At 36.6% G+C, this 12,809-nt stretch carries 14 protein-coding genes; 8 read left to right on the top strand and 6 right to left on the bottom strand.

Annotated features, from left to right (window positions below):
• The first annotated feature begins 274 nt into the window (after positions 1 to 274).
• The 6 genes from AB1H92_RS10675 (at position 275) to AB1H92_RS10650 (ending at position 5,767) form a co-directional block, all read left to right on the top strand.
• Complete coding sequence (locus tag AB1H92_RS10675; protein WP_115360311.1) at positions 275 to 826, top strand: hypothetical protein; 552 nt, start codon at positions 275 to 277, stop codon at positions 824 to 826.
• Entirely contained in the window at positions 729 to 2,312 is a 1,584-nt protein-coding gene (locus AB1H92_RS10670) for an EAL domain-containing protein (protein WP_115360312.1), read from the top strand. Before AB1H92_RS10675 ends, AB1H92_RS10670 begins: the two co-directional genes overlap by 98 nt.
• A 132-nt stretch (positions 2,313 to 2,444) precedes the next feature.
• A complete protein-coding gene (locus tag AB1H92_RS10665) occupies positions 2,445 to 2,639 on the top strand; it encodes a hypothetical protein (protein WP_134268503.1) in 195 nt (64 codons plus the stop codon).
• A gap of 217 nt (positions 2,640 to 2,856) precedes the next feature.
• On the top strand, positions 2,857 to 3,297 hold the full coding sequence (cbpB, locus tag AB1H92_RS10660; RefSeq protein ID WP_115360314.1) for a cyclic-di-AMP-binding protein CbpB: 441 nt from the start codon (positions 2,857 to 2,859) through the stop codon (positions 3,295 to 3,297).
• Positions 3,298 to 3,384: 87 nt separating this feature from the next.
• Complete coding sequence (locus AB1H92_RS10655) at positions 3,385 to 4,869, top strand: MDR family MFS transporter (RefSeq protein WP_243835807.1); 1,485 nt, start codon at positions 3,385 to 3,387, stop codon at positions 4,867 to 4,869.
• Positions 4,862 to 5,767, top strand: coding sequence for a LysR family transcriptional regulator (locus AB1H92_RS10650; RefSeq protein ID WP_115360316.1), 906 nt, complete (start codon positions 4,862 to 4,864; stop codon positions 5,765 to 5,767). The genes AB1H92_RS10655 and AB1H92_RS10650 overlap by 8 nt, the downstream gene beginning before the upstream one ends.
• Before the next feature lie 59 nt (positions 5,768 to 5,826).
• On the opposite strand, the gene AB1H92_RS10645 is transcribed toward AB1H92_RS10650, so the two are convergent.
• From AB1H92_RS10645 to AB1H92_RS10620, 6 genes are all read right to left on the bottom strand, one after another.
• Entirely contained in the window at positions 5,827 to 7,035 is a 1,209-nt protein-coding gene (locus AB1H92_RS10645; RefSeq protein ID WP_115360317.1) for an MFS transporter, read from the bottom strand.
• Between the two features lie 159 nt (positions 7,036 to 7,194).
• Complete coding sequence (locus AB1H92_RS10640; RefSeq protein WP_115360318.1) at positions 7,195 to 8,268, bottom strand: PotD/PotF family extracellular solute-binding protein; 1,074 nt, start codon at positions 8,266 to 8,268, stop codon at positions 7,195 to 7,197.
• A complete protein-coding gene (locus AB1H92_RS10635; protein ID WP_115360319.1) occupies positions 8,265 to 9,065 on the bottom strand; it encodes an ABC transporter permease in 801 nt (266 codons plus the stop codon). Before AB1H92_RS10635 ends, AB1H92_RS10640 begins: the two co-directional genes overlap by 4 nt.
• Entirely contained in the window at positions 9,049 to 9,873 is an 825-nt protein-coding gene (locus AB1H92_RS10630; protein ID WP_115360320.1) for an ABC transporter permease, read from the bottom strand. Before AB1H92_RS10630 ends, AB1H92_RS10635 begins: the two co-directional genes overlap by 17 nt.
• Positions 9,863 to 10,969, bottom strand: coding sequence for an ABC transporter ATP-binding protein (locus AB1H92_RS10625; RefSeq protein ID WP_115360321.1), 1,107 nt, complete (start codon positions 10,967 to 10,969; stop codon positions 9,863 to 9,865). Before AB1H92_RS10625 ends, AB1H92_RS10630 begins: the two co-directional genes overlap by 11 nt.
• Positions 10,970 to 11,004: 35 nt before the next feature.
• Complete coding sequence (locus AB1H92_RS10620) at positions 11,005 to 11,547, bottom strand: helix-turn-helix domain-containing protein (RefSeq protein ID WP_115360322.1); 543 nt, start codon at positions 11,545 to 11,547, stop codon at positions 11,005 to 11,007.
• A 227-nt stretch (positions 11,548 to 11,774) separates the two neighbouring features.
• Here AB1H92_RS10620 and AB1H92_RS10615 point away from each other — a divergent pair, with 227 nt between their 5' ends.
• Positions 11,775 to 12,104 carry a hypothetical protein gene (locus AB1H92_RS10615; RefSeq protein ID WP_115360323.1) on the top strand — a complete coding sequence of 110 codons (330 nt, stop codon included), beginning with the start codon at positions 11,775 to 11,777 and terminating at the stop codon, positions 12,102 to 12,104.
• A 95-nt stretch (positions 12,105 to 12,199) separates the two neighbouring features.
• The gene (locus AB1H92_RS10610; protein ID WP_115360324.1) at positions 12,200 to 12,721 is read left to right on the top strand and encodes a peroxiredoxin; all 522 of its coding nucleotides are present in this window, start codon (positions 12,200 to 12,202) and stop codon (positions 12,719 to 12,721) included.
• The last annotated feature ends 88 nt before the right edge of the window (positions 12,722 to 12,809 follow it).

Here is a 12,809-nt window from a genome sequence, read left to right as displayed (position 1 = left end):
TAAACCTCCTTATTAATTACAAAATACTAGGTAATACATACATACAATTCAATCATATCAACTTGAATTATCGATATACAAGTATATCGACTTATAAGACTTATGGTTATGAGTCTAGACTGGCATTTTATGCCTAAAACATTATACCCCTAAATAAAGTGAAATCTATAAAACGACGATAACAGTAAGTAGTCACTAATGGTCGAATCCTAGTTGAATAATACCAGACAACCTAGAGAAGAATAGAAGTAACGAATACACGTAGGAGGAAACTATGAGAAACGATATGCCCGAACAGAGTTTTGATTGTGTTTTAAAACATTATATTGAAACTCATCCATTTAAAATGATGGCAATTATTGAAAAGGAAGATGGGGACCTTTTTAAAGTCTGCTATGCTAATCAAAGCTTGAAAAAGTATTTCTTATGTGAGGATAAGGTGAGTGTTGATGATTTCTTTGGAGATTTCAGTTCGTTCATAAAAAATGAAATGGGGTTATTTCAAAGGAATCGTGTACATAAAAAACAAGTTGAATGGTGTCATCACGGACAGGATGTTCTACTAGAAATTCATATGCAAAGAAAAGTAACGGATTGTCAGCGTGAATTTTTTATTGTGGAACTACATATACTACAAGATTTACTTGAAGAAAGACAAGCGCGAACTGAATTTGAACATAAATATACATCTGTCATCGACCATAATTTAGATCCAATTATTTCGATAAATGATAAGTTGTATAGTGAAAGCAAATATTTCGGTATGGAAAGCGTTTGGGTATCGCCAAAAGGATTTAGAAGGCGTTTCGTTGCTAAGTTTTGTTGAAGACAGTCATATAGAGAAATTAAAGGAAAATCTCGCTTATGGCTTCTCAGGCATTTCTATGGAGATGGAAGATATCTATTTTATTCATAAAAATGGAAGTCATTTACCTATACATTTAAAAACATTACCGGTTGTTGTAGAAGGTTCTGTAACAGAAATTCATTTAATTGTTCGTGATTTATCTGTACATCATGATAATCATAAAAAATTTCTCTTTTTATCGTATCATGACCCATTAACAGGACTGTATAATCGAAGGGCTTTACGTGAGAATTTCGAAATTGGCATACATCTAGAAAAATTAGCGTTTATCCATTTAGGCCTCGACCGATTTAAATTAATTAATGATTCAATTGGAAAAATCGGCGGGGATGAAATGTTAAAACGTATTGGCGAACGATTAAAAAGCATCTGTCCTGAAAACAGTCAACTATATCGTAATGGTGGCGATGAATTTATAATCCTGTTACGAAAAACTACAAATGAGCATACAGAAAAATTAGCTGAAAAATTACTTCGAGAATTTGATAAGCCATTTTATTACAAGCATCAGGAATATTTTATTTCTGTTTCTATCGGAATTTCCATGTACCCGAAAGATGGAGATACTTTAGGAAATCTTAGCCACAAATCCGAACAAGCATTGTCGTACGTTAAGGATCACGGTAGAGGGCATTTTCGTTTTTATGAAAAAGAAATGGATGCAATCTATCTAAATGAAATGGTAATGGAATCTTATTTAAGAAGGGCGATTGAATTAAATGAGTTAAAAGTTTATTATCAGCCACAAATCGATTTGCGCACTGGGCAAATCAGTAGTTTTGAAGCGTTATTACGGTGGAATAATAAGAAATTTGGTTTCATTTCTCCGGGACAATTTATTCCGATTGCAGAAAAATCAGGTATTATTCATAACATCGGAGAATGGGTTTTGGATAATGTTTGTCGGCAATTAAAAGAATGGCAAGACAAACGTTATCGAAAAGCAAGAATCGCGGTAAATATATCCCCTAAAGAGCTTAAAATGGAAGACTTTTCGAAAAAAGTGAAGCAGAAAATTGATGCATATGGAATTTCTCCATCTTTGTTAGAAGTTGAAATTACGGAAAACGCATTAGCAAATATGGAGGATACGATACAAACATTGAACAATCTAAAAAATATTGGTGTATCGATTTCTATCGATGATTTTGGAACAGGCTACTCATCCTTAAGTTATTTAAAACGATATCCGATTGATACAATTAAAATAGACCGTTCATTTATACAAGATATTGAATCAGATGAGAAAAATAAAGCGATTGCAACCACAATCATAAATCTTGCGCATAATCTCGGCATGGACGTTATCGCGGAAGGTGTTGAGAAAGATTTACAAGCTTCAATATTACTTAACGCTAATTGTCAAAAAGCGCAAGGATATTTATACAGTCGAGCAGTTTCTATAGATGAAATAAATGAAAAATACTTTTCAAAGCGCACTTGATAACGGACAATTCATTCGCTGCACGGAACTTTTACACTAATGCATAAGTCTGAGTGAAAGGGGCATTCTATTATAAAAGGAGTGATAGATATCGCCATCTGGATCATGCCTTTCATTATTGTGGCTGCCCTTATGATATGGATTACCGTTGCTGCGATCCGAAAATCCTCTCGGTTAAATTCATTAGCTGTGGGGCGAGATGAAATTCCTGAAGCCGTCGAGGAACATCCTTTTAGATTAAATCCAGTGATTTGGGTCATATTCATTGCAAGCTTATTTATTGCGTTTGTTATCGTTTATTATGCATCAGGAGCCTCTTTCGTTTGAGAGAGGTTTTTTCTGTGCAATTGTCATTTATGGATTCAAGTGTGGACTGGTGTGGAGGAGTCCATCAGCTCCTTTAGCTTACACTACATACCGTATTAAACGAAAAGAAATATGGCTTAGTTCTCTTTTTATTATAGGATTCCATCGCCAGATTGTGCTATGATAGATGAGGAGGGTTTGGAAAACTGTATAGCATGAATTAAAAGGGGAAGATTTTATGGTTTCTATTATGCATAAAGATTTTTTGTTTACACCTGTTGTAGAATACATCATTCCCGCTGAAAAAGTGGCACATGTTCAGGTTGGTAATAATGCAGAGCATGCACTCCTCGTATTAACAAAGACCGGCTATTCATCGATACCTGTGCTAGATGCAAAGGATCGGTTGAAAGGCTTACTTAGTATGCGTACCGTGACGGACTCCATATTGGGATTAGCTCATATCGAATATGAACGATTACCTGAATTAAAAGTTGATGAAATAATGCGAACAGAAATTCATACGATTAAAACGACAGATACTTTTCAAAGGGGACTTGACTACTTAATTGATCATCCATTTGTTTGTGTAGTAGAAGAAGATGGGACCTTTTCTGGAATTTTGACGAGAAGAGTTATTTTAAAACAGTTTAAAAAGTATATATACAATGTACAATAAAAGCATGTATATTGAAGTGAAATGAAAATTAGGAAGGCTCCGTCATGGAGTCTTTTTGTTTGTTGTAAAATGGAGGGGCAGTATTTGATGAAACTTAAAGAAACGAATCGTCCACTCGTGTTACTATCTGTCATGCTCGCTATGTTCGTAAGTGCTGTAGAAGCGACAATCGTAACGACTGCGATGCCAGTCATTGCATCAGAATTGGGCGGCTTTTCAAGATATAGTTGGATATTTTCTGCTTATTTACTAATGAGTACAGTGACAGTTCTCGTTTATGGAAAACTTGCGGATATGTTTGGAAGAAAACCGATCCTATTTATAGGGATGTTGCTATTTCTTATTGGATCCATTTTATGTGGACTAGCGACTTCTATGGAGCAATTAATTATATTTAGATTGTTACAAGGGCTGGGAGCTGGGGCTGTCATGCCAATAGCAACGACAATCATTGGCGATATTTATACAACTGAAGAAAGAGCAAAAATTCAAGGGTATTTATCGAGCGTTTGGGGAATTTCAGCGGTATTAGGTCCTGCAATCGGCGGTGGAATTGTTTATTTTTTAAGTTGGGAGTATGTATTCTGGGTCAATGTCCCGCTTGGAATTTTGGCGATGATTGGGATTGGGTTATTCCTTCAAGAACCAGCTAGGGATAAACACGTTTCCATTGACTATAAGGGTGCAATATTATTAACATCCTCCTTGTCACTTATCTTATATTGGCTTACAGAAGGTGGACAATCATTCGCAAGAACATCTCTTTTGAGTCTATTGCTAATCCTTACAGGAACTGGATTGCTTCTATTATTCGTTCGGGTAGAACAGAAAGCTGAAAATCCAATGATGCCTTTTTCAATTTGGAAAAACCCTGTCATTTTATACGCAAACCTTGTTTCATTTACGACGGGCTTTATCTTAATTGCAATCTCGACTTATTTGCCGACGTTTGTCACGGGCGTGATGGAGCAACCGGCAATTATTGCTGGCTTTACTTTAACAGCGATGTCGATTGGTTGGCCCATTGCCTCATCGGTCGCTGGGCATCTATTGGTTCGATATGGAACATTTACCGTATCTTTTTGTGGGGGGCTATCCCTTATACTAGGTGCTATTTTATTTGCTTTGATGAACCCTTCATCAGGACCACTATGGGCGGCCATCGCAAGCTTTTTTGTTGGTGTAGGTATGGGGTTGACGAGTACAGCATTCGTCGTGACGATACAAGGTGCGGTTCCTCACAATCAACGTGGATCCGCAACGGCTGCAAATATGTTTATGCGAAACTTTGGTAATACAGTGGGCGCTGCATTTTTTGGAGCGATATTAAACTATTCTTTAATAAATCATTTTCAGAAAAACAGTGCGCGCTTTGGATTAGATGATGTCAATTTATTACTAACAAGTGAATCCCGACATTCCATTTCAAGCGAAGATGTACAGTTACTACAAGAAGCACTTAATTTATCTATACAGTGGGTTTATATTGGTGTTGTATTATTTGCGATCATTAGTACTCTACTAATATTACGTATACCACGCGGAAAGGAACTAGTAAAAGCCGATGAATGAATTTGAAATGATAAAGGCACTTGCTGAGGAAGGAAATATGCGTAAAGCGGCGGAAAGATTATTTTTAACACAACCAGCTTTATCGCAACGACTACAAACGATTGAGAAAGACTGGGGAACACGTTTGTTTATTCGGTCACAAAAAGGATTAGAACCTACGCCTGCGGGGGAATTGGTCATCGCCTATGCGAAAGATGCGATTGTCAAGAGAGAAGAAGTTTTTGAAATGATATCCACTTTGGTTGATAAAATACATGGAACATTAAAAATTGCTTGTGCTTCCATCGTCGGTCAAACTTGGTTACCTCAAATTTTAAAGGAATTTGTAGAACGTTATCCAAATGTACAAATATCGCTTATTACAGGATGGAGTTCAGAAATTGTCAAAGCGTTACATGAAAGAGAAGCGCATATTGGGATTGTACGTGGAAGGATAGATTGGAAGAATATGAAACAACATCTATTTCGCGATCAGCTCTATTTAGTGGATCGGGAGATTACAGCAATTGAACAATTAAAAGAAACAACTAGACCGTTCATTCAATTTAAAAGTGACTCCAATTACCATCAAGAAATTCAACATTGGTGGCAACGACATTTTGCGATGGAACCTTCACGCCAAATTACTGTGGACCAAATCGAAACTTGTAAACAGCTTGCGATAAACGGCATAGGCTATGCCATTTTACCTTCGATTACATTGTTAGGTGATGAAAAGGTAAATAAAATTCCATTATTAAATAGTGAAGAAGAATTTGAACTCACACGAGATACGTGGTTAATTGGATATGAATCAAGCTTTGAGTTAAAACAAGTTGCGGCTTTCACAGAAATTGTCCAAACATATGCAGGGAAAATTCAGGAGATGGAAGTTTTTAATGAAACTCTTCGAACGTAAATCATAAAAACCGTTACTCAAACTCGAGTAACGGTTTTTATGATTAGTTTTAGGGAGCATTAACGGCCTTCTTGCTCTCCTACTTGCTGAAGAAGTTCTGCACTTCGTTTAGACCATGAAAGGGCGATAATAAAGCAAATGATTAGAATAAAAGTACCGATAATATAAGGGTAGCTAATATTTATATCAAATAAGATCCCTGCAAGCGCAGGGCCAATCATATTTCCTAAACTCATATAGGCTGTAATCATTCCAGCTGCAAAGCCTTGTTCAGAACCAGCTAATTTAGAGACGAGTGTATTGACTGCCGGACGTAATAGAGCGGTGGCAGTGAAGAAGATTGATGAGACTAGTAAAATGGTTGTAAAGGTATTTACGAATAAAATCCCAATCATTGCCAATGCAGCAATGATAAGGTTAACGTGTACGATTCGCATCTCGCCAAACCTTTTAAATAACGGGTTAATCAAAAAAGTTTGTGCAATTACGCCAACAAATCCACCGACTGTAATGATGACGGCAATTTGAGAAGGCGTATAGGCATATTTATGGTCAACGTAGAGGGAAATAGTTGCCTGAAAGTTAGCGAGTCCAAAGGAAAAGACAAACATCACGATGAACATGACGAAGTAGGAAGTCTTCGTAGATCGTTTGAGTTGTTGAAATAGGTTTTCACGCTTATTTTTATCCGTTTGTTCAGCAACGCGCGGGGCAGGGTTAGGTAATGCAAAATAAGAAATAATAGCAGCCGTTATCGCTGCGCCGGCTGCAAAGAAAAATGGAAATTCTAGACTAATTTTAGAAAGAAATCCGCCTATTGCAGGACCGATCATAAAGCCCAATGACATCGAAGCGCCGAGAAGTCCCATCCCCCTGCCACGTTCTTCTAGTGTTGTAATGTCAGCAACAAAGGCCATCATTGGAGGCACTAAAAAGGCTGCACCGATTCCTGAGATGAACCTGGCCACAAATAACATCCATAGATAAGGTGATAAAACAAATGCTATTTGAGAAAGTCCGAAAATAAGCAGTCCAACAATGATTAAATTTTTACGTCCGTGTTTATCTGATAGATCGCCCGCGAATGGAGAAAAAATAAATTGCGATAAAGAGAAAAAGGCAATTAAAAATCCAAGAGCTTGCCCAGCAACTCCAAATGTCCCCAAATATTCGGGCATAATCGGGATAATCAGACCAATACCAGACATTGTAATAAACATATTAAACATTAGGATATAAAGTGCAAAATTATTAGAACGAGATGCCATAGTCTAATCTCCTAACTTTCTAAGATAATTCGAGTACCTAAATTATTTTATCATACGTAGCAGTTTAAAAACACTTTACATGACTTAATGACGAGATTTGTTTAGTTTCGTTTATATAAAAAAGCGGAAGCATATTGAACCATGCTTCCACTTTATCCGTTATTTCCTGTCCATTTTAAATTCAAGAAAGAGTTCATTATAATGACCCAACATTTCAAGTCCTAAATTTCGATAGACTTCTAGATGATTTCTCGTTTCCTCATCAGGATAGAAACGTTCATCTTCAATTACTTCAGCATCCATAAAATCGAGTGCTGATAAATTTGGCGTTGAATAACCAACGTAGTCTGCATTTTGAGCTGCAACTTCTGGGTCTAGCATGAAATTAATAAATGCATGCGCGCCATCAATATTCGAAGCCGTCCGTGGGATGACCATATTGTCAAACCATAAATTAGAGCCTTCTTCGGGAACGATGTAATCGATATCTTCATTTTCATACATCATATCAGCCGCTTGACCCGACCAAGTAAGTGCAATGCTCGCCTCACCGTTTACCATCAACTGGGTGACTTCATCGCCAATGATTGCCTTCACATTCGGCTTTAGTTTTTTTAGCTTATTTGTCGCCTCATGTAATTCATCTAGGTCTGTGGAGTTTAAGGAATAATGCAAAGAGTTTAAGCCCATCCCAATTGTCTCTCGTGCACTGTCCACAAGAACCACTCGTTGCTTCAAAGAAGGGTCCCATAAATTATCCCAACTTTCAAACGTTTGGCCCTCTAACAATGTAGGGTTAAAAGCAATTCCAAGTGTCCCCCAAAAATATGGCAGTGAGTATTTGTTGTCAGGATCAAAGGGTAAATCAAGAAAATACGGGTCAATATGCCTCACATTCGGTATTTTACTGTAATCTAACGGAATTAATAAGTCTTTTTCTCTCATCATTTCAATCATATATTCTGAAGGCATAGAGATATCATAAGAAGTTCCACCTTGCTCAATTTTACCCATCATACCTTCGTTTGAGTCGAATGTTTCATAAATTACTTTAATACCGGATTCTTCCTCGAATTGTTTTAATAAATCAGGATCAATATATTCTCCCCAGTTATAAACTGTAATTGTGTTTTTATTTCCGCGACCTCCGCCTTCATTGAGTTTCATGTTGATAAATAATAAAATCCCGGAAATAAAAAGGATAATGATTGCTCCGCGTACGATGTCTTTCATTTTCTCACCCCTACAAGTGCAGACTTCGTTTTACGACTGATTGCGTAGTAACCAATGACTAACGCAACGGTAATGATGAAAATGAGCCCAGACAAAGCATTTATTGTCAACGTAATGCCTGCTCTTGCCATTGAATAAATTTCAACAGATAGCGTTGAAAAACCGTTACCAGTAACGAAAAAAGTAACCGCGAAATCATCTAAAGAGTACGTAAGTGCAAGGAAAAAACCAGCAAAAATACCAGGCTTAATAAATGGAATAATTACCCGTGTTAAAACGTCTCGCTTTGATGCGCCTAAATCAACGGCAGCATCAATTAATGATGGACTCATTTCTTGTAGTTTTGGCAGGACCATAATGACCACTATTGGAATACTAAACGCAATATGAGAAATTAACACAGAAATAAACCCAAGTTTAATCCCAATCATTGTAAACAAAATTAAAAAAGAGGCACCGATAATCACATCGGGACTGACAATTAAAATATTATTTAATGATAAAACGGCTTTGCGCATGGATTTATTACGTGTAAACGTGATTGCTAACGCGCCGAGTACGCCAATCGCAGTAGAAATAAGTGCGGATAAGAGAGCGACGACGACCGTATTAATCAATATAATAATGAGCCGCTTATCTTCAAAAACTGCAGCGTAATGTTCTAACGTAAATGATTCAAAGTTCGACATGCCGCCACCTGAGTTGAACGAATAGTAGATCAAATAAAAGATAGGTGCATACAAAATTAAAAATACCGTTGTCAAATAAATTTTGGGGAGTTTATTTAATTTTACCATTTGTTGTCGTCCCCCTTTCGCTTCCATGTGTTAACAACATGATGATGAACATAAATAATATGAGAAACACAGCGATTGTTGATCCCATTCCCCAGTTTTGGGTAACGAGAAATTGTTGTTCAATCGCAGTTCCAAGTGTAATGACTTTATTGCCCGCAATGAGTCGTGTAATCATAAATAAGGAGAGGGCAGGGATAAAGACAACTTGAATGCCTGACTTAACCCCGTTTATCGTTAAAGGCCAAATGACTTTTGTGAATGTCGTCCAATGATTTGCACCGAGATCGCGAGCTGCGTCAATTAAAGTTGGATTTAATTTATCAAGCGCATTAAAAATCGGTAAAATCATAAATGGAATAAAAATGTAAACAGACACAAATACAAAGCTAAAATCAGTAAACAGTAATTGTTTCTGTCCGATACCGATCACTTCAAAGAAAGCGTTGATCGGTCCGTATAAACCAAAAAGTCCAATAAAAGCGTACGTTTTTAACAGTAAATTAATCCATGAAGGAATGATAATAAGCAGTAACCAAAGTTGTTTATGTTTCGTTTTTGTTAAAAAGTAAGCAGTTGGATAAGAGAAAAGCAGTGAGAAAAATGTAATTAAAAAAGCATACCAAAATGAACTCATTGTCAATGTAAAGTACGTTGAAGTGAAAAAGTTCCGATAATTATTCAACGTAAAGTTACCAGTGATATCAAAAAATGAAAAATACAAAATGAGTAAAATGGGTGCAATGACAAAAAGAATAAGCCAGCTTGCGTAAGGAACGGAATAAATAGGTCTTAATAGCTTATTGTTCATTTGCAGCAACCTCATAAGACTCTAAGCGAGCGTCAAACTCTTCTTCTGTTTCATTGAGTCTCATCACGTGGATGTCTTCCGGATCGAAATCCAATCCGATTTGACTACCAACTTCAGCTTTTTTTGTAGAATGAACGAGCCATTCATTGCCGTCATTGTCATAAGTGGAAAGTTCATAATGAACGCCACGGAATAATTGTGTATCTACAGTAACGTTCAACTTACCTTTATCGACCGTTGTTAACTCCAAATCTTCCGGACGAATGACAATATCTACTTTTTCATTTGGGTTTAAGCCTTGGTCAACGCATTCAAAGGTTTTACCGGTAAATTGGACGAAATAGTCCTCTAACATCTTCCCAGATACAATATTTGACTCACCAATAAAGTCAGCAACAAATCGATTAATTGGCTCATCGTAAATATCGAGAGGCGTTCCTGATTGTTGAATTTCGCCTGCATTCATTACGAATATTTCATCGGACATCGCGAGTGCTTCCTCTTGGTCATGCGTAACAAATACAAATGTTTTGCCAAGACGCTGTTGTAATTCACGAAGTTCATATTGCATTTCTGTCCGTAATTTCAAATCTAATGCAGAAAGTGGTTCATCTAATAAAATGACATCTGGATCATTTACGATTGCACGCGCAATCGCTACCCGCTGACGTTGTCCACCAGACATCTCAGAAATTTCACGTGATCCATAGCCTTCTAAGTTGACAAACTTAAGGGCTTCTTGCACACGTTCTTGGATTTCGGCTTTTTTCGTCTTTTTAATTCGAAGTCCAAAAGCAATGTTTTCAAATACATTGAGATGTGGAAAAAGCGCATAGTCTTGGAACACTGTATTAACTTTTCGCTCATTGGCTGGAATATCATTAATTTTTTTCTCGTTAAAATAGATAGCCCCTTCAGTTGGTTCAATAAAACCGGCGATTAATCGTAAAATGGTTGTTTTACCACAACCAGATGGGCCGAGTAATGTATAAAATTTTCCACGTTCCATTTCAAAAGAAACGTTGTTGAGTATCGTTGTTTCCTCGTTATATTTTTTCGTCACTTGTTCAAAACGAATAATTGGTTTTGTTGTCAAAATAATCACTCCTTAAATTTTCCAAAGTACGTACTTCATAGATAGGATTCTGTAGCAACCAGAATAATAGTCGTCTTACCTTTATGGACATTTGTCAATCGATGTTGTTCGGAAGCATCATAATAGACAGCGTCACCTTCTGAAGCAGTATAAATACTGTCACCTAATTCTATTTGGACGATTCCTGTTTGCACGTAAATAAAAGTCTCTGACGAAGAGGGTTCGAATAATTTAAATTGCCCTTGCTGTTCGAATTCAATTTGAACGGGATCCATTTCATTTTCATTTGAACGAGGAACGAGCCATCGGATTTTATAATTTAAATCATGGTCGGCATAAACGATTTGTTCATCTTTGGTATACACAACTTTCACATTTTTTTTCGTTTCATCAAAAAAGTCTTTAGGTGTGGTTCCTAAAACTTCTAGTAACGAAAAAAGTGTTTCAATTGAAGGGGAGTTTAGTTCTCTTTCTAGTTGTGAGATATGCCCCTTTGTTAGGTCTGTACGTTCTGCCAGTTCTTCTTGTGTTAATCCTTTTTTTAACCGTAAACTTTTAATTTTTTTACCAATTTCCATTGAAAAATCTTCCTTTTCAAAATGATAGTTTAGTTAAACTATACTTTAAGTTTATTATAAAGCTTTTTTATTATACGAGAAATTCATCGGAAATCAAGTATTATTTTTCAAGAAATCTTGGTTTTTGTTTCTAAATTGGAGTGATAAACGCTATACTTATAATTAGAAATAAATAGCTCGGAAATAGTTGCAAACGTATTATTTGTTAATAAAAGGAGGGGTACGGATTGGGGAAGAAGATGATTTTTTATTTAGACCCAGATGACCGTAAGTGGACAATGGAAGACCTAGGGTTAAGTTGGGATACGATTCATTTATCTATGACAAGAAATCATACAATCGAAGGTACTTTTTTGATGAAGGATGGGGAAGTATATGATTCACATGAGGTAGCTAACCGCTGTGCCGTATGCCTCAATCCGTTAGCTTATCATGATGATTATGATTCCCATTTTTGTCCAGATTGTGATGAGTGGCGTGAAGAAACATGCAGTGATTCTTCGTGTGAATACTGTTTAGAAAGACCCGAAAAACCATCGCATTGTAAAGAAATTTAATGTAATTAATAAAATTGTTCCCGAATTAGTATTCTAGTGTAGATGATGCGAGAAGCTACGTCTTTTTTACGATAGAATCGATGGGGGGATATTTTATGAACGCACGGATGGTTGGAAAGCCAGCGCCTTTATTTACAATGAATGCAGTCATGGCTGATAAGACTTTCGGCAAAGTAAGTCTTGAAGAAAATATGGTAAATAGCAAATGGACAATATTGTTTTTCTATCCTTTAAACTTTTCATTTGTGCCTCCGACAGAAATTACAGCGATGTCAGACCGATACCACGAGTTTGTGAAATTAGATTCAACTATCATCGGTGTGTCGACGGATACGATTCATACACATTTAGCTTGGATTGACACAGCCCGAAAAGATAACGGACTTGAACAATTAAAATATCCATTAGCTTCCGATAGAAAACATGTCGTGTCGAGGAAGTACGGTGTTTTAAATGAAGAAGTTGGCATGACACTTCATGGCTTATTTATAATTGATTCAAAAGGTGTTTTGCAATATCAAACGATATACCATCATCAAATTGGTCGCGACGTAGATGAGACGTTGCGTGTCTTACAAGCATTGAAAACTGCTGAACAAAGTTCAATTCAAAGGTAAAAAGAATATTTATAATGAACAGCTCTAGCAAGGCGCAAAGTGGCGCTACTATAGCTGTTTTTATGTTTATCCATATTTAACTTTCAAA

Source organism: Sporosarcina pasteurii (assembly GCF_041295575.1).
Lineage (GTDB): Bacteria > Bacillota > Bacilli > Bacillales_A > Planococcaceae > Sporosarcina > Sporosarcina pasteurii.
Note: the sequence above shows the minus strand (reverse complement) of the source record. Positions and strands in the feature narration are given on the sequence as shown.